Source organism: Halovivax cerinus, assembly GCF_024498195.1.
GTDB classification, from domain to species: domain Archaea; phylum Halobacteriota; class Halobacteria; order Halobacteriales; family Natrialbaceae; genus Halovivax; species Halovivax cerinus.
Map to the genome: position 1 here is coordinate 2,376,779 of NZ_CP101824.1, position 25,819 is coordinate 2,402,597.

General features: G+C 62.5%; 26 protein-coding genes. 11 read left to right on the forward strand and 15 right to left on the reverse strand.

The window, feature by feature from the left end:
• Nucleotides 1-103: 103 nt before the first annotated feature.
• Genes NO366_RS11130 through NO366_RS11140 form a run of 3 tightly spaced genes read right to left on the reverse strand, consistent with a single transcriptional unit; the run spans nt 104 to nt 3,368 of the window.
• A complete protein-coding gene (locus tag NO366_RS11130; protein WP_256530861.1) occupies nt 104-1,291 on the reverse strand; it encodes a tail fiber domain-containing protein in 1,188 nt (395 codons plus the stop codon).
• Nucleotides 1,292-1,339: 48 nt separating this feature from the next.
• Nucleotides 1,340-1,531: a hypothetical protein gene (locus NO366_RS11135; RefSeq protein ID WP_256530862.1), complete on the reverse strand. Its 192-nt coding sequence runs from the start codon at nt 1,529-1,531 to the stop codon at nt 1,340-1,342.
• A 58-nt stretch (nt 1,532-1,589) separates the two neighbouring features.
• Nucleotides 1,590-3,368: a bifunctional metallophosphatase/5'-nucleotidase gene (locus NO366_RS11140; protein ID WP_256530863.1), complete on the reverse strand. Its 1,779-nt coding sequence runs from the start codon at nt 3,366-3,368 to the stop codon at nt 1,590-1,592.
• Between the two features lie 193 nt (nt 3,369-3,561).
• Between NO366_RS11140 and NO366_RS11145 the strand changes: the two genes are divergently transcribed.
• Together NO366_RS11145 and NO366_RS11150 are read left to right on the forward strand one after the other, a co-directional pair.
• A complete protein-coding gene (locus NO366_RS11145; RefSeq protein ID WP_256530864.1) occupies nt 3,562-4,347 on the forward strand; it encodes a sulfite exporter TauE/SafE family protein in 786 nt (261 codons plus the stop codon).
• 155 nt (nt 4,348-4,502) lie between these two features.
• Nucleotides 4,503-5,684, forward strand: coding sequence for an MFS transporter (locus NO366_RS11150; protein WP_256530865.1), 1,182 nt, complete (start codon nt 4,503-4,505; stop codon nt 5,682-5,684).
• 38 nt (nt 5,685-5,722) lie between these two features.
• Here NO366_RS11150 and phoU read toward each other — a convergent pair whose 3' ends face one another.
• From phoU to NO366_RS11180, 6 genes are all read right to left on the reverse strand, one after another.
• The gene (phoU, locus tag NO366_RS11155) at nt 5,723-6,394 is read right to left on the reverse strand and encodes a phosphate signaling complex protein PhoU (RefSeq protein WP_256530866.1); all 672 of its coding nucleotides are present in this window, start codon (nt 6,392-6,394) and stop codon (nt 5,723-5,725) included.
• 203 nt (nt 6,395-6,597) lie between these two features.
• On the reverse strand, nt 6,598-6,720 hold the full coding sequence (locus tag NO366_RS11160) for a hypothetical protein (protein ID WP_256534061.1): 123 nt from the start codon (nt 6,718-6,720) through the stop codon (nt 6,598-6,600).
• Nucleotides 6,721-6,974: 254 nt separating this feature from the next.
• The gene (gene pstB / locus NO366_RS11165) at nt 6,975-7,844 is read right to left on the reverse strand and encodes a phosphate ABC transporter ATP-binding protein PstB (protein WP_256530867.1); all 870 of its coding nucleotides are present in this window, start codon (nt 7,842-7,844) and stop codon (nt 6,975-6,977) included.
• Between the two features lie 2 nt (nt 7,845-7,846).
• The gene (pstA, locus tag NO366_RS11170) at nt 7,847-8,737 is read right to left on the reverse strand and encodes a phosphate ABC transporter permease PstA (RefSeq protein ID WP_256530868.1); all 891 of its coding nucleotides are present in this window, start codon (nt 8,735-8,737) and stop codon (nt 7,847-7,849) included.
• Entirely contained in the window at nt 8,737-9,660 is a 924-nt protein-coding gene (pstC, locus tag NO366_RS11175; RefSeq protein WP_256530869.1) for a phosphate ABC transporter permease subunit PstC, read from the reverse strand. Before pstC ends, pstA begins: the two co-directional genes overlap by 1 nt.
• Nucleotides 9,657-10,631: a PstS family phosphate ABC transporter substrate-binding protein gene (locus NO366_RS11180; protein ID WP_256530870.1), complete on the reverse strand. Its 975-nt coding sequence runs from the start codon at nt 10,629-10,631 to the stop codon at nt 9,657-9,659. Before NO366_RS11180 ends, pstC begins: the two co-directional genes overlap by 4 nt.
• Before the next feature lie 396 nt (nt 10,632-11,027).
• Here NO366_RS11180 and NO366_RS11185 point away from each other — a divergent pair, with 396 nt between their 5' ends.
• Both NO366_RS11185 and NO366_RS11190 read left to right on the forward strand, forming a co-directional pair.
• Nucleotides 11,028-12,023 (forward strand): phosphate uptake regulator PhoU, encoded by a 996-nt coding sequence (locus NO366_RS11185; protein WP_256530871.1) that lies wholly within the window; start codon nt 11,028-11,030, stop codon nt 12,021-12,023.
• A 63-nt stretch (nt 12,024-12,086) separates the two neighbouring features.
• A complete protein-coding gene (locus NO366_RS11190) occupies nt 12,087-12,623 on the forward strand; it encodes a GNAT family N-acetyltransferase (protein ID WP_256530872.1) in 537 nt (178 codons plus the stop codon).
• A gap of 61 nt (nt 12,624-12,684) precedes the next feature.
• On the opposite strand, the gene NO366_RS11195 is transcribed toward NO366_RS11190, so the two are convergent.
• Nucleotides 12,685-13,056 (reverse strand): 30S ribosomal protein S8e, encoded by a 372-nt coding sequence (locus NO366_RS11195; protein WP_256530873.1) that lies wholly within the window; start codon nt 13,054-13,056, stop codon nt 12,685-12,687.
• A gap of 192 nt (nt 13,057-13,248) precedes the next feature.
• On the opposite strand from NO366_RS11195, the gene NO366_RS11200 reads away from it, so the two are divergent.
• Together NO366_RS11200 and NO366_RS11205 are read left to right on the forward strand one after the other, a co-directional pair.
• Complete coding sequence (locus NO366_RS11200) at nt 13,249-13,704, forward strand: DUF2240 family protein (RefSeq protein ID WP_256530874.1); 456 nt, start codon at nt 13,249-13,251, stop codon at nt 13,702-13,704.
• Between the two features lie 68 nt (nt 13,705-13,772).
• Nucleotides 13,773-14,210 carry a DUF7993 family protein gene (locus tag NO366_RS11205; protein WP_256530875.1) on the forward strand — a complete coding sequence of 146 codons (438 nt, stop codon included), beginning with the start codon at nt 13,773-13,775 and terminating at the stop codon, nt 14,208-14,210.
• 31 nt (nt 14,211-14,241) lie between these two features.
• Here NO366_RS11205 and NO366_RS11210 read toward each other — a convergent pair whose 3' ends face one another.
• Nucleotides 14,242-14,904 (reverse strand): HAD family hydrolase, encoded by a 663-nt coding sequence (locus NO366_RS11210; RefSeq protein ID WP_256530876.1) that lies wholly within the window; start codon nt 14,902-14,904, stop codon nt 14,242-14,244.
• Between the two features lie 155 nt (nt 14,905-15,059).
• Nucleotides 15,060-16,598 carry a TrkH family potassium uptake protein gene (locus tag NO366_RS11215; protein ID WP_256530877.1) on the reverse strand — a complete coding sequence of 513 codons (1,539 nt, stop codon included), beginning with the start codon at nt 16,596-16,598 and terminating at the stop codon, nt 15,060-15,062.
• Between the two features lie 201 nt (nt 16,599-16,799).
• On the opposite strand from NO366_RS11215, the gene NO366_RS11220 reads away from it, so the two are divergent.
• The 3 genes from NO366_RS11220 to NO366_RS11230 all read left to right on the forward strand — a co-directional run bounded on the left by NO366_RS11220 (nt 16,800) and on the right by NO366_RS11230 (nt 19,564).
• A complete protein-coding gene (locus NO366_RS11220) occupies nt 16,800-17,030 on the forward strand; it encodes a hypothetical protein (RefSeq protein ID WP_256530878.1) in 231 nt (76 codons plus the stop codon).
• Between the two features lie 143 nt (nt 17,031-17,173).
• Nucleotides 17,174-17,851, forward strand: a complete 678-nt coding sequence (locus tag NO366_RS11225; RefSeq protein WP_256530879.1) for a potassium channel family protein — start codon at nt 17,174-17,176, stop codon at nt 17,849-17,851.
• A gap of 162 nt (nt 17,852-18,013) precedes the next feature.
• Nucleotides 18,014-19,564: a TrkH family potassium uptake protein gene (locus tag NO366_RS11230; RefSeq protein WP_256530880.1), complete on the forward strand. Its 1,551-nt coding sequence runs from the start codon at nt 18,014-18,016 to the stop codon at nt 19,562-19,564.
• A 277-nt stretch (nt 19,565-19,841) separates the two neighbouring features.
• On the opposite strand, the gene trkA is transcribed toward NO366_RS11230, so the two are convergent.
• Nucleotides 19,842-21,176, reverse strand: coding sequence for a Trk system potassium transporter TrkA (gene trkA, locus NO366_RS11235; protein ID WP_256530881.1), 1,335 nt, complete (start codon nt 21,174-21,176; stop codon nt 19,842-19,844).
• Nucleotides 21,177-21,453: 277 nt separating this feature from the next.
• Between trkA and NO366_RS11240 the strand changes: the two genes are divergently transcribed.
• A complete protein-coding gene (locus NO366_RS11240; protein ID WP_256530882.1) occupies nt 21,454-23,022 on the forward strand; it encodes a TrkH family potassium uptake protein in 1,569 nt (522 codons plus the stop codon).
• A gap of 659 nt (nt 23,023-23,681) precedes the next feature.
• Here NO366_RS11240 and NO366_RS11245 read toward each other — a convergent pair.
• Both NO366_RS11245 and NO366_RS11250 read right to left on the reverse strand, forming a co-directional pair.
• Nucleotides 23,682-23,957: a type II toxin-antitoxin system RelE family toxin gene (locus NO366_RS11245; RefSeq protein WP_256530883.1), complete on the reverse strand. Its 276-nt coding sequence runs from the start codon at nt 23,955-23,957 to the stop codon at nt 23,682-23,684.
• Between the two features lie 5 nt (nt 23,958-23,962).
• Nucleotides 23,963-24,241, reverse strand: a complete 279-nt coding sequence (locus NO366_RS11250; protein ID WP_256530884.1) for a ribbon-helix-helix domain-containing protein — start codon at nt 24,239-24,241, stop codon at nt 23,963-23,965.
• 686 nt (nt 24,242-24,927) lie between these two features.
• Between NO366_RS11250 and NO366_RS11255 the strand changes: the two genes are divergently transcribed.
• Nucleotides 24,928-25,692 (forward strand): hypothetical protein, encoded by a 765-nt coding sequence (locus NO366_RS11255; RefSeq protein ID WP_256530885.1) that lies wholly within the window; start codon nt 24,928-24,930, stop codon nt 25,690-25,692.
• Nucleotides 25,693-25,819 lie beyond the last annotated feature (127 nt).

Genomic DNA, 25,819 nt, shown 5'->3' on the forward strand with positions numbered 1-25,819 from the left:
GTGCGTCGTACGAGGCCGAGAGCGGGGAGACCGGTCGGGACAGTTCCCCGGTACTGCGGACGGTTCGGGTCTCAAGCTGGACTGGCCGACCGTCGGTTGTCCCTCACTTGTCGATCCGCGACTCCAGCGTCGCGAGTCGGTCTTCCAGTTCGGAGATGCGCTCGTCTTTCTCGTCTATGGATTCTGCCAGTCCCTGAATCGCGGCGAGCGCGACGCCGTCGGAATCGACCGACGCGATGGCGGTCTCGTCCGCGCCGAGATCGAACGTGTCTGCGAACTCCTCGGCCATCGGTCCCATGTGTCGGCCGTCTTCGTGCTCGCGGAACTCCCAGGTGGTGACCGAGAGCGACCTGACGCCCCGGAGTGCGGCCTGCGGGTCGACCGGTTCGACGTTCGTCTTCGCCGCGCTGGCGCTCACAGTGTTGAACGCCGGTGCGTGGATGGGCATCTGGAAGTGCGCTTCGTCGGGACCGGACGACGAGATGTCGGTGTCCGTAGAGTCCCCGAACACGACCGCTCCGTCGTGCGTTGCGGTGGCGCCCCGACCGGCCGCGAACGAGTCCTCGCCGGCCGCTTCGTTCGAGAACCCGCCGGGAACGGTCGCCCGATCGCCGCTCGCCGTGTTGTTACGACCGCCGCCGACCGTCGCGTGGGCACCGCTGGCCGTATTCCCCTGTCCGCCCGTGGCGCCGCCACCGCCGACCGTCGCTCGCCGGGCACTCGCCGTATTGCCGACACCGCCACCGACGGTCGCGTCGACGCCGCTCGCCTCGTTGCCCGCGCCGCCGGCCACCGTCGCCGCCTGACCGGTGGCTTCGTTTCCCCAGCCCGCGCCGACCGTCGATCGAATGCCCGTGGCCTCGTTCTCGAGTCCGCCGCCGACGGTCGCGTACTCCGCTTCGGTCTCGTTGTCTTCGCCACCGCCGATCGTCGTGTGCTTGCCTCTGGCGGTATTCCACGCGCCGCCGCCGATGAAACTCAGGGTGCCCTCCGCCAGATTACCGCCACCGCCGTCGATGCCTTCGACCGTGCCGCCGCCAGCGATGGTACTCGCGGTCCCCGTCGTCCGATTGTTTCGGCCGCCGCCGACGACGCTGTACCGACCGAACACCGAGTTGTCGTGACCGCCGCTCGCCGTCCCGAAGTCGTCCCCGGTGAGGTTCCGCTCGCCACCGCCGACGGTACTCGCCTGTCCGTCGGCTCGGTTGTCTTCGCCGCCGCTGACGGTGCTCAGGTCGCCATTCGCCTCGTTTCCGACGCCGCCGCCGATCGTGCTTCCCTCGCCGCTCATCGCGTCCCTCCGCCCGTTCCATGCCGTCCGTCTCCCGTTCGGTGGGCCTCAATCGCCGGTCGGTCTCTCCAGGTTGCTGTCCGGTTTCTCCGAGTTGGTCCGTGTCGTGTCATTCGTGTTCTCCATCGATCCGCTCCGTTCGCGCCGCTTCGGGTGTTCTTCCTCGCGCGTCTTCACGATGCTCGAGCCACCGGTACGGCCCATCCGCTGGCGATACAGATCGCTACCCGTTTCCATCATCGATAGCTAATCACCGACGCTATCTACGCGAACGTAGTGCTTAACGGTATCCGTTGAACTATCGGTGTCGATTCCGCCCCTCTTTCGGAAACTCGTTCCCACGCGGGATCATCGACGTCTCGCAGTAGGCCTCGCCCGCGGCGTAATCGACGCCCGGCTGAACGTACGGATACGGGCCGTCGGCCGGCGTGTTCTGTGCGTCGCCGCCGTCGTCGGCCGTCTCGACGAGTCCCATCACCTCGTAGTCGACGGGTGAGTGTTCGGCAAGGTAGTCGACGATCACGTCGACCGGAATCGTCTCCTCGTCGACGCGGACGTCCCGAAAGGGGAAGCCGCAGTTGCCGAGGTCGCGTTCTGGATCGCCGGGGCGAGTGAACGTGGCGACGGAGTAGGTCTCCTCGGGGTCGATCGCCTCGCCGTCGATCCGCATCTCGACGAGGCGGCGGTTTCGCTGGGCGGTCGGATCGATCGTTACCGCGACGTTCGAGGAGAAGTTCCGGACGCGGCCGTCTTCCTGCTGGTAGGGGTACGGCGTGAAGTTGTCGACGAGGAAGTCCTCCACGTGCGAAATTAACTGCTGGCCGAAGGCGACGCCGCGTGCGACGGGCGCCGTCTGCGGGAAGAACGTGTAGAGCTGGCCGAGGGTGACCTCGCCCGGTGGGATGGCGGTCCCGTACCGGAATCCGTGGGCGACGGCCAGGTCGGTGTCGAAGTGCTCACGGAGCGCGTCGTTGAACAGCGTGTTCCAGGCGCTCTCCAGGAACGACTGGCGATACAGCGGCTGCTCCGTCTCGCCGACGACGGTGTCGAGCGGACGGTCTAGCGTGCCAGCGCCGCGCTCGAAGTCGGGGTCGTCTACGAAGAAGGGTTCTCTGATCGACTCGACCGTTTGTTCCGCATTGGGGTCCGGGTCTGGCGTCTCGTCGTGACTCTCGACGAGTGGATAGAGGTGGTGGCGGAACTGCATCTCGCCGTCCACGATGCGAATGTCGACCCGGCCGAGCGCCTCGCCCATCCCGGATTCGACGACGACCGTCTCGGTCTCGGAGACGACGATCGGCTCCCAGGTGTACTCGTGGGTGTGGGCGCTGAACAGCACGTCGACGCTCGCACAGTCCTTCGCCGCCTGGACCATCCACGGCAGGCCGATCTCGGTCACGGCGACGACGACCTCGGCACCCTCGTCGCGGGCAGCCTGCGCTGACTCCTCGAGGAGAGCGGGATGCTTGCCGAACCGGTACTTCCCCTCGGCAAACGCGGGGGCCATCCGGTCGACGTAGACGTTGGTCATCCCGACGACGCCGACGTCGACGCCACCGACCTGGACGAGACGAAAGGCGTCGTACAGTAACTCGTCGTCCCAGCTGTACAGGTTGTTCGCGAGGACCGGCGCGTCGAGGGCGTCCATCAGGTCGACGAAGTTGCCATCCTCGGCGGCCTCGTTGCCGAAGTCCCAGTTGCCGGGGACGTAGACGTCGGGGCGGAGATGGCGGTCGATCGGCTCCAGCATCGCCCGGCCGTTCGTGTACGTCGTCTCTGCCGAACCGTGGAAGGTGTCGCCGCTCATGAGCGTGCAGACCTCGTGATCGGCTCGCAACTCGTCGAGTTTCGCCGCGAGGATCGGGACGCCACCGCCGTGCTCGACGGTGCGATCGTCGCCGCCGAAATCGAGGTCGGGAGCGGACGTCGGATTGTCGTAGTAGACCTGATATCGCGGGGTGAGTTGGCCGTGCAGATCGCTGATATGGGCGAAGACGACGTCGGGGGCTCCGCTGTCGGCTGCAGGCGTCCCGTCGAGCGATCGCCAGGGTCCTGCGGGAGAGGGGTCGTGACTCATGTTCGGCGGGCGAGCTACACCGATGATCACTACATAGGTTGGGGTATCCTGCGCGCACGCCGGGACCGTGGCGTAATCGTCAGCTAGTGGGTACACCCGATCATCCTCGACTATCAAGCCCAAACGGGATACCGGAGGCCGTGGGCCATATACGGGCGATGCACGACGTCCGACTCGATCGTGGTGGGATGCGATGACGACGAACTGGGTGACGACCGGCCTCACGTCCGCGGTGATTCTACTCGCGTCGATCGTCCACGGCATCGCGGGCTTCGGCTTCGCGCAGGTCTCGATGGGAATGATGCCGCTGTTTCGCTCGCCCGCGAGCGCCTCGATCATCTTCACCGCGACGGCCGTCGTGAGCAACGGGCGCGTCTGGTGGAGCGTCCGCGACGCGTTCGACTGGCGCAAGTGGATCGTCCCGGTCGCCGGACTCGTCGTCGGGATGCCGCTCGGCATCTACGTCTTCAGTCGATTCGACGAGAATTCGATGCGCGTTGCCATCGGCGCCGTCCTGGTCCTCGCGGTGATCGTCGTGGGCGCGACCCAGCAACTGGATGTCGTCACCGACTGGATCGAGGCACGCGACTATCGGCCCGGCAACGTCGTCGGCGCGACCGCCGGCCTGTTCGCGGGCATCTTCGGCGGCTCCGTCGCGGTGCCCGGCCCGCCGATGATCGTTTACGGCGCGTTCATGTCTGCCAGCGGGTTCTGGAGCGACGAAGAGATGAAGGCAGTGTTCACTGCCTTCTTCGGGACACTCATGCTGTATCGCCTTGCCAGTCTTACCTACACGGGCGCGGTGACGGCGCCCCTGATGATCGAGGCGGCGATCGCGATACCGATGGTGTTCGTCGGTGCGTGGGCTGGTGTGTACATATTCGACAATATACCGCAGCGGGTGTTCCAGTGGCTCGTCCTCGTGCTACTGACCGTGAACGCGTTCGTCCTCCTTTTCACGTCGATTCCAGAACTATAACCGCCAAAAAACCGACGTCTTCGGTTGCTACCGACCGACCCTGCGACGACTCTGCCACGACCGATGCCATTTTGGTATTGGGGATATAGAACAATACTGTGTCGACTATCACCTCCCGATTAGTCGGTGCACTCGGACTGCAGGGACACCTATCGGTGAACGATCGACACCTGCTCGGGTACACGACCGTCGCGCACGCGCTCAATCACGCGGTGATCCTCTCGATCCCGCTGTTCGTTCCGATCTGGCTCGGTGAATTCGGCGTCTCTCGGGGCGAGATCGGTCTCGCAGTCACGATCATGACCGCGCTGTTCGGCGTGACGGCGCTCCCTGCCGGCCTCCTGAGCGATCGATTCGGTTCCGACGTACTCATCTCGGGCTTTCTCGCGACGACTGGCATCGCGCTGTTACTGGTCCCCTTCATCGACGGTTTCGTCGGACTCACTGTCGTACTCGCCCTGGTCGGCGCCGCGGCCGGTCTCTATCACCCGCCAGCGCTGAGTTTCATCAGTCGCGAGGCCGACCAACCGACCAGGGGATTCGCCTACCACGGACTGGGCGCGAACCTGGGGATCGGGCTCGGTCCACTCGTCCTCACGCTCGGGCTCGCCGTCGCCGGTTGGCGAACGGTCCTCCCGTTTCTCGCCGTCCCGCTGCTCGGATTCGCCGTGCTGTTTGCGCTGCGTGGGCCCGACGACTATCCCGACGACCCGGCGTACAGTGCCGACGGTGACGTCCGGAGCCATCTTCGACCCTTCCTCGGGCTCACGTTCGGGCTGATCGTCGTGATGTACATCGCGGCCGGTCTCTACTACCGCGGTGTGTTGACTTTTCTGCCGGACTTCCTCGATACGGTCGCGTCGCTCCCGGTGGTCTCGGTCGGCTCGGTCTCGTTTGAACCGGGGCGCTGGGTGTACTCGGCGATATTGCTGGTCGGTTCGATCGGACAGATCGCCGGCGGAAACCTCGGCGAGCGCTACGGACCGGGTCGGGTCCTGCTCGGTATCTTCGTCGCGACGAGTGGCGCACTCGTCGGCATATCGGCTCTCGGCGGTGGGGCGGTACTGATCGCTGGATTCCTGTTCGGTATCCTGCTGTTCACCCTTCCGCCGCTCCAGTCGGCAATCGTCTCGGAGTACGTCCCGGCGGCCAGTCAGGGATTCGGGTACGGACTGGTCTTCGCGATCAACTTCGGAATCGGATCGCTGGGAGCGACGCTCGCCGGAACCGTCATCGACGCGAGTTCGTTTACGCGATTCTTCCAGCTGTTCGCGCTCTTCCCGCTGCTCGCATTCGTCGCGGTATCCCTCCTGTACAGACGAGGGCTGGAGAGCTGATCGACGGGGAGTGGTCGACCGGGAGACCGGTAGTCCGATCAGTAGATGAGTTCGTCGTCGTTCTCGACCATGTATAGCGTGCGTGCGGCGATGTTGACTGCGTGGTCGCCGACACGTTCTAAGTCGCGAATCGTCAGCAGGAGTCGGGAGACGTCCTGGAGGAGGTCCTCGACCTCGTCGGAGTCGTCGAGCTCTCGCTCGATCAGATCCCTGACGACGATCTCGCTGGCGCGCTCGGCGAAGTGATCGACGTCGTCGTCGCGCACGGCGAGGTCGCGACAGGCTGCGACGTTTTCGGTGTCGTAGGCCTGGACGGCGTCGTCGACCATATCGAGCGTCTCGACGCCCATCTCCTGGATGTCGACGTCGGGAAAGAGATCTCGCGTCGCGTCGAGCGTGTACTCGCCCAGGTTGACCGCGAGGTCGGCGATGCGTTCCAGATCGGTGATGATCTTGAACGACGCAGCGATAAAGCGGAGGTCGCTCGCGACGGGTTGCTGGAGCGCCAGCAGGTCGATGCACTGCTGTTCGAGTTCGAGGTACATCTGGTTGACCTCGTAGTCGCCCTCGATCACTTCGCGAGCGAGGTCCTCGTCCTTCCGGTCCAGCGCGTCGAGCCCCATCCGGAGGCGTTCCATCACGACCTCGCCCATGTAGCAGACGTCCTCGCGAAGTCCCTCGAGTTGTTCCTGATATGAATCTCTGGCCATGTTCGACGTTCCACGACCGACTGGCATGTAGCTTGCGCCTCGTAGTACGTTGCTGGCGATTTCGCCAAAGATGGACGGCCTGTCGAGTCCGCGTGTGCTCGGAAGTCGGTCGGGTTCGCGGCGCGTATCGAGTCTCCCCGGTCGGACCGAGACGGCATGGGCGCAACGGACTATCGAGCGATAACCTATCCGTGGAGAGTGGCTCAAGGCTCGAGGAGGACCTTCGTCACGCCCTCTTCGCGTTCGTCGAACCGCTCGTACATCTCCGACGCCTCGTCGATCGAGACGTCGTGTGCGTCGTTGTAGACGACTGCTTTCGTTGGCATCGAATCACCACGACACCCGACACTTGGTCTGTGCCAAAAGGTTCTCCACGCAGGTGCAACGGGCTGGGAGTGAAATGGGGTGCGGTGCGGTGTGGAAGAACGCAGTCACCGTGAACGAACGGAGTGAGTGAGCGGGCCGACGACCCCACCGGAGGTGGGGGAGGAGTGCTTTTGATCAACCTTTTGCCGAGTGTCGACGCGCCGTGGAGCGCGATAGCGCTCCCGGCGCGACATGAACGCAGGGCAAAAGGTTGTTAGCCGAACTTCCCGGTGATGTAGTCCTCGACGCGCTGGTGGTCGGGGTTCTCGAAGATCTTGTTGGTGTCGTCGAACTCGACGAGTTCGCCGCCGGTGAGGAAGACGGCCGTCTTGTCGGAGATGCGGGCCGCCTGCTGCATGTTGTGGGTGACGATGACGACGGTGTAGTCCTCGGCGAGTTCCTCGATCAGGTCCTCGATTTTCGAGGTCGCGACGGGGTCCAGCGCCGACGCCGGCTCGTCCATCAGGATGACTTCCGGGTCGGGGGCGATGGCGCGAGCGATGCAGAGGCGCTGTTGTTGCCCGCCGGAGAGTTCGAGGCCGCTCTCGTCGAGCTGGTGTTCGACCTCGTCCCAGAGTGCCGAGCGTTTGAGTGCGGTCTCGACCTTCTCGTCGACGTTCTCGTCGTCTCCCTGTACCTTGAGGCCGTAGGCGACGTTGTCGCGGATGGATTTGGGGAACGGGTTCGGTGACTGGAAGACCATGCCGATCTTTCGGCGCAGGGCGACGGGGTCGACGTCGTCGTCGTAGACGTTCTTGCCGTCGAACAGGAGGTCACCCTCGATGCGGGCGGTGTCGACGAGGTCGTTCATGCGGTTGATCGAGCGCAGGAACGTCGACTTCCCACAGCCCGACGGGCCGATGACGGCGGTGACCTGCTTTTCGGGAATCTCGATATCGACGTCGGTGAGCGCCTGTTCGTCGCCGTAGTAGACGTCTAAGTTCCGCGCTTCGAGCAGGGTGCGGTCCATCATCGTTCGCTGATCAGGACCATCCCTGTCGTCGACGATGTCGGAATCGAGCGTGGTGTCTGGCTGGTCGGCGGCCGATTCGGTCTCCGAGTGGGACATCTGTGGTGGTGTCATGATCAGGTGGATTGCTCAAAGCGGTTGCGGATGACGATGGCGATCGAGTTGATGGTGAGCAGGATGACGAGCAGCGTGACGACGCCGGCGGCGACGACGCCGTACTGGAACGCCTGCTGTGGGTACGAGGCCCAGTTGTAGATCTGCAGCGGCATCGCGCTGGCCTTGCTCAGGAGGCCCGTCGGGACGCCGAAGACGGTCGTGGGCGCGGCGATCATGATGAGCGGTGCCGTCTCCCCGATCGCCCGACCGAGCGCGAGGATGGTGCCGGTCATGATGCCCGGCATGGCTCGTGGTAAGACGACGTTGCGGATCGTCTGCCACTTCGTCGCGCCCATTCCGTAGGAGGCCTGTCGCTGCGAGTCGGGCACCGCGCGGATCGCCTCCTGGGCGGAGATGATCACGATCGGCAGGATGAGCAGGCCGACGGTGAACGCGGCGGCGATCACCGACCCGTAGCCGATGTCCAGCAACCCGACGAACAGGCCGAGCCCGAGCAGGCCGTAGACGACCGACGGGACCCCGGCGAGGTTGGCGATGTTGAGCTGGATGAACGTCGTCAGTGGGCCGTCGCTCGCGTACTCTTCGAGGTAGACCGCCGCGCCCACGCCGAGCGGGAAGGTGATCAGCGCGATGAGGAGCATGATGGCGATCGAGCCGACGATCGCCGGGAGGAAGCCGGCCTGGTCCGGGAACGGGTGCGGTGGACTCGTGAGGAAGCCCCAGTCGAGCCAGCCGACGGCGTCGACGGCGACGTTCGCGAGCAAAAGTGCCAGCGAGACGATTCCGACGAGCGTCGCGCCTAGTGCGAGCAGTCGGAAGGCGACGTCTTTGCGGCGACTGATCCGGCCGAACGTGGCGTCAGAGTGTGCGCCGGTCGATTCGGCCGCCATCAGTGGTACACCTCCCTGTAGCGCGAGGCGACGAACTCACTGATCAGGTTCATGGCGAACGTGATGACGAACAGCGTGAGGCCGACCGCGAAGAGGCTCTGGTACTGCACGCCCTGGCTGACCATGTCGCCGGTCCCGATCTCGACCATCGCGGCCGTCATCGTCTGGACCGAATCCAGGAACATCCCGGCCGGGTTCGTCAGATCGGCCATCTGCGGCGTCTGACCGGCCGCCATGGCGACGATCATGGTTTCCCCGATCGCCCGGGAGAGGGCGAGGATGAACGAGGAGAAGATGCCCGACAGCGCGGCCGGGACGACGATCGTCGTGGAGACGGTGAACTTCGTCGCGCCGAGGCCGTAGCCGGCCTGACGGAGCGAGTCTGGCACGGCGCTCATCGCGTCCTCGCTGATCGAAGAGACCATCGGGATGATCATGATGCCGACCATGATCGACGCCGAGAGGGCGTTGAACGTCCCGATGGGGAGAAACCTGTCGAGAAACGGCGTGACGTAGACGAGTGCGAAGTAGCCGTAGACGACCGTCGGGACGCCGGCGAGCACTTCGAGAGCGGGTTTGAGGTACGCGCGCCGACGCTCCGAGGCGTACTCGGAGAGGTAGATCGCAGTCAGCAGGCCGATCGGCAGTGCGACCGCCGCGGCGCCGATCGTGACCGTGAGGGTCCCGGAAATCAACGGCAGAACGCCGAAAGAGACCGGTTCGTGACTCGGTGCCCAGTTCGTTCCCGTGAGGAAGTCGACGATCGACACCGTCCCGAAGAAGTCGACGGCGTCGACAAGCAGCGTGAGGATAATTGCGACGGTCGTCGCGATCGAGAGGAGCGCACAGAGCAAGAAGAGGTAGCGAAACGTCGTGCCGCGGAGGGTTCGGATTCCGTCGTGGGAGAAGTCGGGCTGGCTCATGCGGTCACCTCGTCGATCGTCGCTTCGAGTTTGTCCTCGTTCTCCGCCCGTTTCTCCTCGTTCAGCGGCACGTACCCGATCTCGGCGATCAGGTCACTCGTCGTTTGCTCCATGTAGTAGCGAACGAAGTTCCGAACCGTCGGGTCGGCCAGCGACTCCTTGGCCACGTAGATGTACAGGTCACGCGTGAGTGGGGTGTACTCGCCGGTCTGTGCGGTATCGAGCGACGGTTCGACGCAGCCGTCGCCGTCGTCGACGGCGACTGCCTTGACGGAGTCGGGGTTTTCGCTGTAGTACGAGAAGCCGAAGTAGCCCATCGCCGTCTCGGAGCCCTGGACCCCCTGGACGATCGTTCGATCCTGTTCAGTCGCGTAGTAATCGCCGCGATGGTTCGTCTCTTCACCGACGATCTCCTCTTTGAAGTAGTCGAACGTCCCCGAGGTGGTCGCAGCCCCGTAGAGTTCGAATTCTTCGTCGGGAAACGAGTCGTCGATGTCGCTCCAGCGATCGGCGCCGTCTGCACGCCAGATCTCCTGGAGCTGTTCGACGGTGAGACAATCGACGAAATCTGCGTCCGGATTGACCACGACAGTGAGCGCGTCGGTGGCAACTGGAAACTCGATCGGTGTGACGTCGTTGTTCCCGCACTGTCCCTCTTCGGCGTCGGCAATCTCCCTGCTGGCGTTGTTGATATCGGTTCGGCCCGCACAGAAGAAGTTCCCGAACCCGCCCCCGGTCCCGGTCTTACTGAGCGAGATGTTGGTCGTCGGGTTCTCCCGCGTGTACGCGGAGGCGATCGCTTCGGTCACGGGGAAGACGGTACTGCTCCCCGCGACGTTGATCTGATTGCCTTCCGCGGCGAGAATCCCACTACACCCCGCCAGTGCACCAGAAACGGAGACGCCAGCCGCGGCGAGAAGTTCTCGCCGGCCGACTCCGGCCGGCCCGGCCGCAGGTGAGTCTCTCGACATCACTGGGTAGGAACCACAGCGTAGGTAAGTAGACTTCTATGATGTCTATATAGGGGTATGTAGTGTCACAGTAGATGGGCGGTGGCTGGCCGTGGCGGACGACTGATATCGTTCGATGCGGAGTTCGGTCGTCTCAGTTCTCATACCGCACATTCTGCGTCGAGTAGCGTCCGTATACTCGGATTCTGATTCTCGAAAGGGCAGGCGGAATCGCCCGATTCGACTGTGACGGTGGTCGGTGAGACTGATCGTGGATGTTCAGACTGAGGCCGGTGTTCGATCCAGTATCGAAATCGATTCCGCGAGTACCGACTCGTTTCTTGGCTCTTTCACCCTCTCTGGGATGGAATACATAGATCGTAGTGCATTTATATTGGGGTGGGCCCATACTCACGTATGGAGACCCGCAAGGTGCAGGTGACCGGCGGTTCTACGTATACCGTCTCGTTACCCAAGGAGTGGGCGACGGCGAACGGGGTCGAGGCCGGAAGCACCGTCGAATTCTACCCGGAGGACGGTGCACTCCTGTTGACGCCGCGGCGCGAGAGTGGACACCAGGAGGGGACGATGGACGTCACGGACATCACCGACGAGCAGCTCACCCGCGCGGTCATGACGATGTACGTGAGCGGGTTCGATCTGATCCGACTGACCGCCGACCGCGTCACGACCGACCAGCGGCGGGCGATACGGGACGCGACGCAGAACCTGGTCGGCGTCGAGGTACTCTCGGAGACGACGGACAGCGTCGTCATCCAGGACCTGCTCGACTCGGCCGAACTCTCGATCGTCAACGCCGTCTCCCGAATGCGCCTGATCGCGGAGTCGATGCTCGAGGACGCCGTCACCGCGATCGTCGAGAACGACGACGACATCGCCCACGACGTGATCCAGCGCGACGACGACGTCGATCGCCTCTTCCTCGTCGTTTCGCGGATCTTTCGAGCGACGCTGCGCTCTCCGACGGCCACCGAATCGCTCGGCGTCACGCGTGAGGATTGCTTCGACTATCACTCGAGTGCTCGCCAGCTCGAACGCGTCGCGGACCACGCGGTGAAGATGAGCAAACTCGCCGTAAAGCTCGACGACGTCCCCGACGACGTCGCTGACGGCCTTGTTGCCCTCTACGAGGACGCCGACGACGTCATCCGGACGTCGATGGACGCCCTCGACGCCGAGGACAGCGACCGGGCGACGAAACTCGGTCACTCGGCTCGCCAGGCCGTCCGCGAGATAGACGAACACACCCGGACGATCGACGATCGTCTGCGCGAACTCGATCCCGTGGAGGCGCAGTCGCTCGGTCTCATCGTCGACTCGCTCTCGCGGTGTGCCGACTACGGCGGCAACGTCGCCGAAACCGCGCTTCAGAAGGCCGCGCCGCGGCCGTAGCTCGCTCACGAGCCGGGACGACGATCGACGCGTCTAAATCCTGTCAGTTCGTCGGCCCATCCGATGACCGCCGAGTCGATTCGAGCCCGCCCGGCCGAACCGCCCGATACCTGCCCGCTCCGCGACGTTTGCGTAGAGAGCTGGCGACGTGCCTACGCCGGGTTACTACCCGACGCGTACGTCGAGGCGAATCTGGAGACGTTCTACACGGCCGATCGGCTCCGCCGGGAGATCGAGGCGCCGGGGGAGGCGGGCCGGTGGCTGGTCGCCGTCGAGTCCGGGGCCTCGTCGCCAGCTGGTCGCGTGTTCGGCGCCGGACGCGGAACACCGCCGATGGACGGTCGCTGCGAGGTATTCACGCTGTACGTCCATCCCGAGTACCAGGGTCGTAGAGCGGGGTCGACGCTCCTTTCGACGATCACGGCCGAGCAGCGAGCGGAGGGCGGTCGTGAACAGGTCGTCGAGGTCTTCGCGGGCCACGAACCGGCGATCGGCTTTTACGAACACCACGGCTTCGACCGAATCGGCGAGCGACGCACTGACGTCGTCGCTGCGGTCGATCTTGACCACCGGACGATTCGCATGGCTCGCGAGATCTGAGTGTCTCTCCGCAGCGACGTCACGAACTGTGTGGAAAATCCGCGGCCTGGATCCGTGCTGCCTAGTCGAGGAGAACCGCGTTGACCTGGCCGGTCTGGCCGGGTCGAGACGTCACACGCGCGGTCCCCTCGCTGGTCTCGATGACGGCTCCTTTCGTGATGATGTTCCGCCGGACGTAGTTCGGGTTGGCGTCGTTCTCGACGACGTTTTCGATCTCGGCGGCGACGGTCGCCTCACCGTCGTTGACCTGCGCGACGTTCGTCGCCAGCGCGCGCGTCTTCGTGTTCTCTCCGCGGACGTCGGTCGTCTGGAAACGGGGCTCCCCGACCTGTGTTTCGGTCGGCTCGCGCCCGAGTTCGTCCTTTCGCGGGTTCCGTGCGTGTTTGAGGCGTCCACCGGTACGCTTGCGCGTCGAGCGGCCCTGATCTTGCATGGGCGGAGAAACTGCCGGCGCGTACTTATTAGCTCCGTTTCGCGCGCTCGTAGTCGGCGACCGACTCCACCGCGGCGACCGACTCCACCGCCGGCGTCTGCGGGAGCCGGTCCGTCCGCTCCGGCGATCGGTCCGACACCGTATCGGGGGGAACCGTCACGGTTAACGGGGCCGTCGCGAAACGAGGGTTCGATGAGCCTTCGGGTCGCCGCCGCCGCACCGTTCGTCCAGCGAGGCACGCAGTCGATGCGCCAGAACGAGTTCGTCGTGGCGCTGTCGATGGATCGCGACTGGTTCTCGCCCGACCAGGCGAAGCGCTTGGCCGACGTCGCCACCGAAGCCGGTATCGTCGAACGCGACGGGGAGACGCTCGTTCTGACTGTCGATACGGCCGATATCGAGGTTCCGGAGGAGTTCGTCCCCGACGAAGACGTCCTCGCGGAGCGCTCGCCCTTCGAACGGATTCTAGACGCCGTCGTCGCGGGCGGTCGGCCCAAACACGAGGCCGTCGGGGCGATCAACGCCTGCCAGCAATCGCTCGGACTCACGATCGAGGCCGCGGCGCTCGTCTACGCCCGTCGGGAGGGCGTCGACATCGAGGACGTTCTCCCGGCGGTTCGTGAGGCCGTCAGGAATCCCGACTCGTGAGCGCGTCCGGCGGACTGGCGACCGTCGTCGATCGAAGCCGATTACCCGTCCGCCCGTCACGACTCCGTATGGTCGACGAGCGAGTGACGGACGGAATCAGGATCGCGGAGTTGCTCGCCTCGGAGGTCGAAGGCCGTGGCGACGGCCCGCTCGGTGCGCTCCGGGTGACCGACGCGAATCAGGACGTCGAGCCTTCGATGGACGGAGCTCGTGCGTACTCGATCACTCGGACCCGAACCGAGGCTGCCGGAACCGACACCGGGTCGGCCGACGAATCCGCCAGCGGGACCGATCGTCCGGTCGCCACGGTCAACGTCCACGACGACCGGATTCACCTCGCCGTCCGCACGAACCCCGACGCGACTCACGAGGACGCCTCGGCGGCTGGCCTCAGAACCAGGCCGAAAGCGACTGAACCGCCGCAGACGCTGGTGTTCGTCGAATCGGGAGCCGAGGTAAAACGGGCGGCGACCGTACTGGCGTCCGTCGCAGACGAAGCAGAGTAGGGATCCTCACCGGGCCGACGTCTACCGACGGTTAGGCGTTCGTGAGCGCCGCGACCACGTCCGGGAGGTCCGTCGCGAGGCGATTCTGGTCGACTGTCGCGTCCGCACGTGGGTCTGGTTCGGCGTCGGGCGGCAGCACCTGGACGGCCGCGAGACCCGCGTCGGCCGCTCCGCGGACGTCGGTCTCGACGTCGTCGCCCACGTAGGCGGCCTCGTTCGCGTCGACGTCGAGGGCGTCGAGTATCGCCTCGAAGGCCCGTTCGTCGGGTTTGCCGGCCTCGAGTTCGCCCGTCACGCGGACGGCGTCGACGGCCGACTCGATGTCCAGCGCGTCGAGTTTCTCGCGCTGAGCGCGGACCGGCCCGTTGGTGAGCACGCCGAGCCGGTACCGGGTGCCCAGGTCGTCGAGCATCCGTTCGACGCCCGGGAGGATCGAGAGCGAGCCGGTCACCGATTCGCGGTACGCCCGGGCGACCCGCGCGGGGTCGGCGTCGCTGTCGTAGTCGGCGAGCAACTCGTCGAAGATCGGCTCGCGCGTCTCGCCGGTGAGGTGACGGCGGTGCGCCTCGACGTACTCGCCACGCTCCAGCGTCGGCGCGCCGGCCGCCTCGCTCGCCTCGGCCAGGAGCGTCGCCCGATCGCGGTCCGGAACAGCGAGCGTCTCGTCGAGATCGAAGATCACCGCGCGGAGCATCGATCAGGTATAGGAACCGAACGGGTTCAAGGTTTCCGTCCCCTGGACCGGATGGAAGGGAGAATAGCCGAGTGCGTGTGCGAAATGTTGAGTGGGGGTATGACCGGGTGTGTAACTCTACGCGGCTGCCGCCATCGGAGCGACGACCCTCACGATCAAGACCGCCAGTACGAGCGCGTCAGTAGCACGAGAACGGGGAAGAGCTCCAGTCGACCAATCCACATGAGGAAGATCATAACGATCTTAGAGCTATCAGGAAAAGCGAGATAACTTCCAAAGGGCCCGATCGAACCGAATCCAGGACCGATGTTTCCGATCGTCGCCAGGCTTGCACTGAACGCTTCGAGAGGGGTTAGGGAATATCCAATTCGGCTCGCGTCGAGGGCAATAACCAACGTTGCAAACACGAAGACGAACAGGTACATAAACGTGAACCCGAGGATGCTTCGAACGACTTCCTCGTCGACGACGGTACCACCGAGTCTGATCGGTCGAATAGCGTCTGGGTGAACAGCAGCGAATATTTCGCGACGAAGAAATTTCAGACTAACGAGCCATCGGACCACCTTGATGCCACCACCGGTCGAACCAGCAGAACCTCCGACGAACATCGCAAACAAGAGGACTAGTTTGCCCGACCCGTCCCACGCGACGAAGTCGCTCGTTGCGTATCCGGTCGAGGTCAATAGCGACGTTATCTGAAAGGCGCTCTGTCGTAGTGAGTTTTCCATCGCTCCTGCGGTTGTACCGCCGAGTTCTGATAGCGATGGCGCAGCACCGAAATAGAGCATGCCTGCAAGGAGTGCGGAAAACGTCCCGATCGCGGTGATGTACGTTCGGAACTCGGGATTTCGGAAGAGCAAATTCCCTTCCCCGCGGAGGATATACCAGAATAGCGCGAAGTTTGTTCCGGCAATTATCATAAACGGGATGGCGACCCATTGGACGGCGGGTGAAAATGCCGCGATGCTATTTGCTTCCGGGGAGAATCCGCCAGTAGGAAGGGTGGTAAAAGCGTGTGCGATAGCATTAAACGCGGTCATTTCTGGTGCGTACCCGGTGAAGTGTAATGTAGAGAGTATAATGACGTAGAGGAGGGTGAATCCAATGTATACGAACCACAGGATACGTGCTGTCTCGGCGATTCGGGGTGTCAGTTTCTGTAGCTGTGGACCTGGGGCTTCTGATTGAACAAGTTGTGCACCGTTCATCGCCAACTCCGGAAGTATAGCGACCATCAGGACGATGATCCCCATTCCACCGAGCCACTGTGTGAGTTGTCGCCACAGTAGGATCGCGTGCGAGTGCCGCTCGTACGATATTTCGTCCATCACGGTCGCTCCCGTCGTCGTGAACCCCGACATGGACTCAAAAAGAGCGTTCACGGGATGAGCTAGCGATGATTCCGTCCCGACTCCGGCTATCAGGTAGGGAACTGCGCCGACGATCGCAACGGCCAGCCACGTGATTGCGACGAACAACATCGCCTCCCTCATACGGAGTTCCGTCTCGGAACTCAACTTCTCGAGTGCGTGTCCGGCGATGAGAGCAAAGAGAATCGTGAGGCTAAACGTGAAAATCTCCTCGCGGTAGATGAGTGCGACAGCAAGCGGTACTAATAGCGGGATAGAGAGGTACTTTAGAACGGTTCCAGTAAGTGCAAGGCTGATTCGCCACTCCACACGAACTCTCATGGTAACCCCCTACGAGACACGCAACTAACCACGATATATCGGGATTCCGGGTAGGGAGTATTAAACCATCGTAATACGACGGGCGCGGAGATCTTTCTGAGGAGATTGGGTTAGACAAATCCTTCTTTAGTGGCGCCGTTTGTCATCTCACCTGTTCAGCACGGGGAATGATCTATAGCCGGAGTTACCCTACGTAACCATATGAACGTCCGTCCACCTAGCGTTCGATATCCACACTCGTTCTACGACGTCTTCACCATCGTCGTGACCGCCGTTGTCGTTGCGGCGATCGTTCTCTCTGTCGCGTACGGCACGGTTATCCGGATTGAGATGGCTGTACTACTGACGGTGGTTTTCGCGTGGGCCGCCTGGGCTATCACTAAGATACTCGCGCAGGAGACCGCCCCGGGAAAGACGAAGCCGTACAAATGAGATACCTGTATCAGAATAGCATTTCTGTCTATCCAGCCGGAAACCCGGGTATCGAGAACATTCAGGCGGGAGTTTACAGCACGCCCAAACTGATTACTGCTAACACGAATGGATTATGTCTCGTGAGTCGTAAGGCCTGACAAATGTATATCATCGTCGTCGGTGCCGGTGACATTGGTACTCCGTTAGTTGACATCGCCACCCGGTCCGGAAATGAAGTCGTCGTGATCGAACAGGACGAAGAGCGGGCAGACAGGCTCGCGGGTGAGTACGACTGCTTGATCCTCAATGCAGATGCAACGATTAAGAATACGCTTCAGGACGCGGGGGCCGACCAGGCAGATGCGATTATCTCGACGACCGACCGGGATGCCACGAATATTATGATCTGTCTACTTGCGAACGAACTCGAGATTCCTTCGGTCGTCTCTGTCGTTCACAATCCTGATCACATGCGCTTGTTTCGTCAGGTAGGCGCTCACACGATGAAAAACCCCGAGGAACTCATCGCCGAGCATCTCTATCGGGGTGTCGCTCGGCCGTCGATCGTCGATTATATGCGAATCGGAGAGCAGGCGGAGGTTTTCGAAATCACCGTCGAGGACGATGCGCCAATAGCGGGGAGAACCCTGCACGAAGCTGCGACGAACGATATCCTCCCAGGCGATGTCTTGGTCGTCGCTATCGAACGGAATGGCCAGGACCCACCGGTCACGCCTCAGGGGAATACCAGGATCGAACCCGATGACTTGCTGACAATCTATGCCGCTTCTGGGGTGACGTCAGAACTGGTCCAGGTGTTCGGCTACTCTGAGAAGTGATATAACGTCTTTTCTGGCTCCCGGACGGACTCAACTGTTCGGGTTATACGGCCTGCCGACAGTGCTATTGAAGTTTGGCGGCCCAGTCGCCACAAATTCGATTGGACGGGCCTGCCATCGTTTCGGTGTATATATGATCCTCTGTTGAACAAGAAGGTACTGATGAAGGCGGCACGTAAAACGATCGGGCGGGATTTAGGGCGCATTTTGCAGGCACTCGCCGCCCTGCTGTTCGTTTCTCTCTTCATTTCGATCGCCTGGGGGGAGTACTATGCGATTCCTGCGCTCGTTGTCTCCGGCCTCGTTCCGTTGTCTATCGGCAGGGCCTTCACAATCCGGTTCCGCGACGCCGCGAACCCCGGAAAGCTCCACGGAATGATGATCGCTGCCGCCGGCTGGCTCTTCGTCGCAATTTTTGGCTCACTTCCGTTTTTTCTGATTGCGTGGACTGTCGAACTCTCTCCAGCGGTATTTTCCTCACCGCCACAAACGGAGACGCTCGCGGCCTTCAAATCCCCGCTCAATGCCCTTTTTGAAAGCATGAGCGGTTTCACCGGAACTGGTTTGACGATGACCGACAACGAAGAAGTACTCCCCCGGACCCTCCAGTGGTGGCGCTCGTTCAGCGAGTGGATTGGGGGTGTCGGGGTGATCGTCCTTACCACCGCGATCCTCGCGAGACCAGGAAGTGGATCGTTGACCCTTTACGAGAGCGAGGCACGATCCGAACGAATCCACCCTAGCATCGTCTCCACAGTCCAGACGATCTGGTGGATATTTATTCTCTTTACATTCCTCTCAATCCAGGTCCTTTGGCTGGTCGGCATGCCACCGTGGGAGGCGATCAACCATGCGATGACCGGCCTTTCGACCGGTGGATTTTCCGTAACTGATGAATCGATAGCCACGTACGACAGCGCTGCGATCGACTTCGCACTTATCCCGATTATGGTTCTCGGGAGCATTGCGTTTCCCGTACACTATCTCATTCTTCAGGGCCAACTTCGCAACTTCTACAAAGATCTCCAGACCCGCTGGGTGTTTATCTACATGACCCTCGGATCGGTCTCGCTAACTGGACTTCTGTATTACGGCGGGACGTACGATACGCCTTTCAGCGCGTTTCGCTACGGTTCGTTTCAGTTCGTTTCGGCGGCTACCTGTGCGGGCTTCCAAACGGCAGTCGACGCTACTAACGTTGGTCTTGGCAACTGGCCAATCCAGGCACAACTCGCCGTCGTATTCGGTATGGTCGTCGGCGGTGCTGCAGGGTCTACAGCCGGCGGTATCAAGCTTATTCGTGCAATCACGTTAGTAAAAGGCACACGCCACCGAATCTCCGACGTTTTCTACCCCGACACGGCAGTCCGCCGGTTGAAAATCAACGGTCGGCGATTGACGCAAACGGAAATTCGTCAGGAGTTCGAAGAGGCGGCGATTATCGGGTTCCTCTGGTTCGTCTTCCTGGGCGTTGGGATCTTCGCTCTGTTACTCACCCTCCCGATGGGGGAGTACACACTCGAAAATGTGCTCTTCGAAGTGGCGAGCGCGCAAGGGAACGTTGGGCTATCGACGGGAATCGTCGGGGCCGAATCGCTTCCAACTCCGGGAAAAATAGTCTTCCTGTTCAACATGTGGATCGGCCGCCTGGAGATCATCCCCGTTCTCGTTACGCTACGCGCCATTTTCCGTCGAGGAGGACTCTACCGATGACAAGGCCCGATCTATCACGCATCGATCGAGTCGTTGACTTCGGTCCTGACGACAGCGTATACGTTTGGCTCTTACTCGTCGGCCCGGTTGTAATTTCGCTCACTGTGACTTTTGGTCGATCGTGGGCGTCGGTTAGTGCCTCCCTACTGTACGAGGCTGCTTTCTGTATCGCCATTGCGTATCGGTGGATAACCGAGTCGTGATCCTGGTATTGCACCCTCGAAAGACGCTCGCTACCGTTGTCACAGGTTCGTACATTGAGCGTGGATGATGCTCTTCACATACTCTCAATTACCTCGTCAAGCACTGCGGCGTCGACGAAGACGACGACGTGATCGCCGGGCCTGACGATCGTCGTCCCGCGGGGCGTGATCAGGTCGCCGCCGCGGGAGATCGCGCCGATGACGACCCCGTCTGGGAGGTCCTGCGTCGCCTCGGCGATCGGCTTGTCGGTGAGGGTGCTGTCCGGTCCGACTTCGATTTCGATGACTTCCGCACGGTCGTGTTCGAGCATCGCGACCTTCTCCGTGCGCGCCGCACGCGTAAAGCGGACGATCTCTTCGGCCGTCTCTTCACGCGGGTTGATCACCACGTCGACGCCGACCGTCTCGAACAGCGTGGCGTACTCGACGTTCTCGATGACCGCGACCGTCCGTTCGACGCCGACGCGGTGGGCGAGCAAGGCGGCGAGCAGATTCTTCTCGTCGCTGTCGAGGGCGGCGACGAGGACGTCGGCCTCGTCGATGTGCTCGCGCACGAGAAAGTCGGTGTCGGTGGCGTCGCTCTGGAGCACCATCGTGTTCGGCAGGTTCTCGGCCGCCTCTCTGGCTCGCTCGGGATTTCGTTCGATCATACGGAGTCGATGGCCGTGCTCTTCGAACTCACGGGCTGCTTGGATGCCGATTTCGCTCGCGCCGACCACGACGACATCCTTGGTTCCGTTGTCCTCGACGCTGGCGACCTCGTTCGCGAACCGGGTGATCGACTCGGGACTGCCGATGACGACGACCCTGTCTCCCTCGCACATGACCGTGTTCCCCTTGGCGACGAGCATCTCGTCGTCCCGGAAGACGGCGGCGAACGTCAGCGAGTCGTAGCGGTCGGCCTCCTTGACGGTCTGTCCGGCGACGGGGCTGTCCTCGCGGATCTCGAACTCGGCCATCCTGACGAGCCCGCCGGCGAACATGTCGACGTCGCGAGCGGCTGGCAGGCCGGTGACGCGAAAGATGGCCTGTGCCGTCAGGAGGTCGGTACAGACCATGAAGTCGACGCCGAAGGCGCCCTCGGAGCCCTGCCAGGTCTCGAGCAAAGTCCGGCGCCGAACCCGGGCGATAGTGAACGCATCGCTCTCGGTCTTCGTCGCACCGCAGATCACGACGTTCGTCTCGTCGCTGTCCGTACTCGCGATGACCATGTCTGCCTCGCCGATCTCGGCTTCGCGGAGCGTCCCGATCTCGGTGCCGTCGCCTGCGATGGCGAGAACGTCGAGCTCGTAGGTGAGGTCCTCGACGATGTCCTCGTCTTTGTCGACGACGATCACGTCGTGGCCGTCGGCCAGATTCTCGGCGATAGTCCGGCCCACGGCGCCGGCACCGACGATCACGACGCGCACGATCGATCACCGTCGTTCATTGGCGGCGATTGCCGAGCCACGATCATATACGTTCCGTCATCCGTATTTCCTACGCCGATGGTCTGAGGGTGCGATTAACGACAAATGCGTTCGAATCAACGGACACTACTGGCTTTAGCCTGGCCCGTTCGGGCTCGCCAGTTCGAGTCACGACGCGCCAGTTCCGACGACCTGCTCTCGAGGCGAAGCGAAGCGCCACTCCCCATCGCCGTTCCGAATCCATTATCTCTCCGCCTGTCCCAGCGGGTGATACGCAATGGCCCTTCGGGTAGACTGGCGGTCGAGTGCGAGCCAGACGGGGACGGTACTGAAGTGGCTGTCCGTCCCGCTCGCAGCGCCGCTGCTACTGGCACTCCTTGACGGCAGGGCCATCGTCCCGTTCGCCGTCGCAATCGCCGTCACGCTGGCCCTCGGCACCGGGATGGAGCGACTGTCTTCGGTCCGGAACCTCGGCCACCGGGAAGCGCTTCTCGTCGTCGCCTCGGCCTGGTTCGGTGTTGCGCTCGTCGGGGCGATCCCGTTCGTCCTCGTCGGACAGTCGGCGCCGCCCGAGTCGGCCTTCGCCGGATTTCCGGTTGCAGTCGGCGGTGGCGTCAGTTTTACGGGTGAGTTCGGTGGCGTCGTCAACTCCCTTTTCGAGAGTATGAGCGGGCTGACGACGACTGGCGCGACGATCATGAGCGCGTGGGACTTCGCGAACCAGTCCCGGGCGATCCTCCTTTGGCGCCAGCTCCTCCAGTGGCTCGGCGGGCTCGGCATCCTGATCGTCGCCATCGGCCTCTTTGCGAACCTACGCGTCGGTGGCGCACAGCTGATGGAGACCGAGACGCAGACACAGAGCGTGAACAAGCTCACCCCGGAGATCGAACAGACCGCCCGGATCATCTGGGGACTGTACGTCGGATTGACGATCGTGACGATCGCCGTCCTGTACGGGCTACACGTCGTCGGGATCGCGCCGGAGATGACTCTCTTCAACGCGGTCGCCCACGCGCTCACGAGCGTCTCGACGGCCGGTTTCTCCCCGGAGGCTCAGAGTATCGGCGCCTTCGAACCGATCGTCCAGTGGGTCCTCATCCCGGTCATGCTCGTTGGGGCGACGAACTTCATCCTGCTGTGGTACGTCGTTCAGGGAGACCTGGAACGACTGTTGCGATCGGAGGAGTTTCGGTTCTACCTCGGTATCGTCACCGTGGCAGCGTCGATCGTGATCGGTGTGCTCGTCGTCGATCCGGGACACATCCAGTCTGTCGAGGCCTCCGTTAGACACGGCCTGTTCAACGTCGTCTCGATGATCACGACCACGGGATACGCGTCGTACGATTACACGACGTGGGGTCCGGGCGCCCAGCACGTCCTCTTCCTTTCGATGTTCGTCGGCGGGATGGCCGGCTCGACGACGTGTTCGATCAAGACGTTGCGCTGGCTGGTCATCCTGAAGGGGCTCTACCGGAACCTATTTCTCTCTATTCACCCGACGGCGGTCCGCCCGATCCGGCTCGGCGACTCGGTCGTCGACGAGGAGACGATCGGCGACATCTTCTCGTACGTGATGCTCGCCCTGCTCATCTTCTTCGGACTGACGGTCCTCGTAGTCGTCGACGCCTCGCTCTCGGGACGAGCCGTCTCCGAGTTCGACGCGCTGGGCGCGGCGGCGTCGATCGCGCTCAACATCGGCCCGGCGTTCGGCGAGGCCGGCCCGATGGACAACTACGCGGTGTTCCCGACCTCGACCCGGTTCGTCATGGTCGTCATGATGTGGATCGGCCGGATCGAGTTCATCCCGGTGCTCGTCCTGCTCCTGCCGGCGTTCTGGAAGTCCTGACTGACGAACGGAGCGCACGGACGGCAGTCCGTACGTGTTCGTACGACGCAAATTGCAGCCGCTGTAACGGTCGCGTCGGAACGTGACCCCGACGTACCGTGTTGGTCCGACGTACCGTGTTGGCCCGGCGTACCGTGTTAGCCCGACGTCACGGTTCTCGAAACGTCGACGCGAGCAGGGTCGAGCCCCGCAGTGTCGACGCTCCTCCCCGGATCTGGATTTTCAGCCACATCGGACCGAACAGGGTGCGAGCCACGACGCGGCTGCCCGCCCGGCGACGCCACGAGGTGCCGGCTCCCCGGCAGTCGCCAGCCACGACAGCCTATCGGCGCGTGGCGGCATCCCCCAATCGAATCGAATCCGGGGACGTACCTCGCGACACGTCGCTATCGGCGGAGAATCGAGGGGCTGGTTTGCGAGACGTTTATGTCTCGTGGGCAGGTACGCAATCATGGCTTCAGCCTCTTCGGTGGAAGCCACGTCTCGGGTGCTCTGACACCCGGGGCATTTCAGCGCATCCCCCTGCGACAGTTCGGAGACGGTGACTTCCAGCGAGAGCTACTTCGCAGTGTGACTTATATCTACTGGTGAATATCGGAAATATTGGAAGGTGCAGTCTCTCGAATCGATTCTGGCGTCGACGATCACATCGTTCTATTCTACGGGAATCGGTCGTAAATCGAAGACCGGTGACCGACGGTACCGATCTTCATCACCCGTTCGTCGTGATCGAAGCGCACGATCGCGCGGTAGTCGCCAACACGAAGCGATTGCCACGGATCCATCCCGGTAAGCGGTTTCGCAAAGTCCGGTGGAGCTCGGAACTCGTCAGTGACGACATCGTCGAACTTGTCCAGAAGCCGTTGCTGTGTCGTCGCGTTCAGCCCACCCAGCGCCTCCGCAGCGCGCTCGGAGAGTTCCCACGTCCAACTCACTCTTCTCACTCGTCGCTGTCCGTCCCGAACCGTTCACGGGCTTGCTCGGCGTTCACTGTCTTCCCCTCCGCGAACTGTCGTTCGCTTTCCGCGAGATCTTCCAGCGCCCGTCGAGAGAGACGGGTTCCGTACACCGCATCGCGCAGTCCTTCTCGCATGAATTCCGATCGAGAGTCGTAGCCGTCTTCCTGCCATCGTTCATCCATGTCCGCGAGGAAGTCGGTGGGCAGTCGAAGGTTCACCTTCTCATTGTTGTCGCCACCGGTGGTGTTTGAGTGAGCCATATAGTGTAGTACGTGCGTACTACATAAGTCGCTTTCGCCACTGATGACGCTACTCGATACCGAGTAGTGTCGCCAGCTATCGCGCAGAGTCGACACGAGCAGGGCCGCCCCCTGTAGTGTCGACGCTCCTCCCCGGATCTGGATTTTCAGCCACATCGGACCGAACAGGGTGCGAGCCACGACGCGGCTGCCCGCCCGGCGACGCCACGAGGTGCCGGCTCCCCGGCAGTCGCCAGCCACGACAGCCTATCGGCGCGTGGCGGCATCCCCCAATCGAATCGAATCCGGGGACGTACCTCGCGACACGTCGCTATCGGCGGAGAATCGAGGGGCTGGTTTGCGAGACGTTTATGTCTCGTGGGCAGGTACGCAATCATGGCTTCAGCCTCTTCGGTGGAAGCCACGTCTCGGGTGTGTCAGCACCCGGGGCATTTCGGCGCATCCCCCTGCGGCGGATTGGAGACGGTGTCTTCCAGCGAGAGCTACTTCGCAGTGTGACTTATATCTACTGGTGAATATCGGAAAATATCGGAACCGGGAGTGACACTCCGGCCGGGGATTCGATGGGGGATATCGTCGCCAATACCGGATCTCGTTTGCGGACCCGGATGGTTCGACAGCCGATTCATCGGCTACGGTTGGTCCGTAGTACCTGAAGCGGGTATTTGAGTGATCCTCATTTATTTATGGCAGTCGACGGTACTTTAATTATGGTCTCCCGGGTTTCGGTGGTCGTCGTCCTGCTCACTGTCCTCGGCTCTGGATGTGTGACTGGCCCGGTATCGTCTACCGATACCGAACCAGCGGCTCCCCTCCCCGAGAAACCGGACACGCTCACCGAACGGACGGTCTCGAATTACACGACCACGTACGAGGCGACCACGATCTACAACCGGTACGTAGACGACAATCCGACGAACAATCAGCTATCCTGTCGAAGCGACGTCCGTGTCGCCCTCGAATCGGCGTTCGTCGTGCGCGTACAGTGTACGGGCGGTGTGCAACTGGCCGGCGGTATTATGGAGAGCGATTCACACGTCGACGTCGCTGCGTCAGTCCAGTACTACGTCAGCGACGATACCACCATTCGCATCGATACAGCCGACTTTCGAGCAGTTAGACATCAGGGGTACCAGCCGGACGGGTCCGATCGAACGGGTTTCACTCTGGTGAACCTCGCGAACGATTCGGCCGCTGTGCACGTCGAACTCGAACGTAACGGCTCAGCGTCGCCGCTGCACTTCGAATACGATGTCGATCCGTACGAGGGCGTCGCCCAACTCGGACTTCCGTTCGAGTACGGCACTACGAGGGAGATGCGAATCCAGACCGACGATTCGACGGCCACTGCAGAGTTCACCTCGGAACGGATCGAATTCGATGCGCCGACGGTCGGTTACATCCTCCCCGACGGGAACGTTCGCATCACAGCGGGCCCCTCCGAACTGTGACGATAACGGATCCGTCCGTCGCCATGCAGAGAACCAGGTCGCGACTCAGCGGGAGTAACCTCGAACTTCGTACGACTGCTCCCCGGAGATGGGGATTGGCGCTCGATTAGACCTGCCCGTGGACTCG

Coding starts and splice junctions, on each gene's coding strand:
- NO366_RS11230 (WP_256530880.1), top strand. CDS start 18,014: ATGAAGGCGGCACGTAAAACGATCGGGCGGGATTTAGGGCGCATTTTG.
- NO366_RS11135 (WP_256530862.1), bottom strand. CDS start 1,531: ATGATGGAAACGGGTAGCGATCTGTATCGCCAGCGGATGGGCCGTACC.
- NO366_RS11130 (WP_256530861.1), bottom strand. CDS start 1,291: ATGAGCGGCGAGGGAAGCACGATCGGCGGCGGCGTCGGAAACGAGGCG.
- NO366_RS11190 (WP_256530872.1), top strand. CDS start 12,087: ATGACCGCCGAGTCGATTCGAGCCCGCCCGGCCGAACCGCCCGATACC.
- phoU (WP_256530866.1), bottom strand. CDS start 6,394: ATGGCCAGAGATTCATATCAGGAACAACTCGAGGGACTTCGCGAGGAC.
- NO366_RS11205 (WP_256530875.1), top strand. CDS start 13,773: ATGGTCGACGAGCGAGTGACGGACGGAATCAGGATCGCGGAGTTGCTC.
- NO366_RS11160 (WP_256534061.1), bottom strand. CDS start 6,720: ATGCCAACGAAAGCAGTCGTCTACAACGACGCACACGACGTCTCGATC.
- NO366_RS11140 (WP_256530863.1), bottom strand. CDS start 3,368: ATGAGTCACGACCCCTCTCCCGCAGGACCCTGGCGATCGCTCGACGGG.
- NO366_RS11200 (WP_256530874.1), top strand. CDS start 13,249: ATGAGCCTTCGGGTCGCCGCCGCCGCACCGTTCGTCCAGCGAGGCACG.
- NO366_RS11195 (WP_256530873.1), bottom strand. CDS start 13,056: ATGCAAGATCAGGGCCGCTCGACGCGCAAGCGTACCGGTGGACGCCTC.
- NO366_RS11255 (WP_256530885.1), top strand. CDS start 24,928: ATGGCAGTCGACGGTACTTTAATTATGGTCTCCCGGGTTTCGGTGGTC.
- NO366_RS11250 (WP_256530884.1), bottom strand. CDS start 24,241: ATGGCTCACTCAAACACCACCGGTGGCGACAACAATGAGAAGGTGAAC.
- pstC (WP_256530869.1), bottom strand. CDS start 9,660: ATGAGCCAGCCCGACTTCTCCCACGACGGAATCCGAACCCTCCGCGGC.
- pstB (WP_256530867.1), bottom strand. CDS start 7,844: ATGACACCACCACAGATGTCCCACTCGGAGACCGAATCGGCCGCCGAC.
- NO366_RS11225 (WP_256530879.1), top strand. CDS start 17,174: ATGTATATCATCGTCGTCGGTGCCGGTGACATTGGTACTCCGTTAGTT.
- NO366_RS11210 (WP_256530876.1), bottom strand. CDS start 14,904: ATGCTCCGCGCGGTGATCTTCGATCTCGACGAGACGCTCGCTGTTCCG.
- NO366_RS11185 (WP_256530871.1), top strand. CDS start 11,028: ATGGAGACCCGCAAGGTGCAGGTGACCGGCGGTTCTACGTATACCGTC.
- NO366_RS11215 (WP_256530877.1), bottom strand. CDS start 16,598: ATGAGAGTTCGTGTGGAGTGGCGAATCAGCCTTGCACTTACTGGAACC.
- pstA (WP_256530868.1), bottom strand. CDS start 8,737: ATGGCGGCCGAATCGACCGGCGCACACTCTGACGCCACGTTCGGCCGG.
- NO366_RS11145 (WP_256530864.1), top strand. CDS start 3,562: ATGACGACGAACTGGGTGACGACCGGCCTCACGTCCGCGGTGATTCTA.
- NO366_RS11180 (WP_256530870.1), bottom strand. CDS start 10,631: ATGTCGAGAGACTCACCTGCGGCCGGGCCGGCCGGAGTCGGCCGGCGA.
- NO366_RS11220 (WP_256530878.1), top strand. CDS start 16,800: ATGAACGTCCGTCCACCTAGCGTTCGATATCCACACTCGTTCTACGAC.
- NO366_RS11240 (WP_256530882.1), top strand. CDS start 21,454: ATGGCCCTTCGGGTAGACTGGCGGTCGAGTGCGAGCCAGACGGGGACG.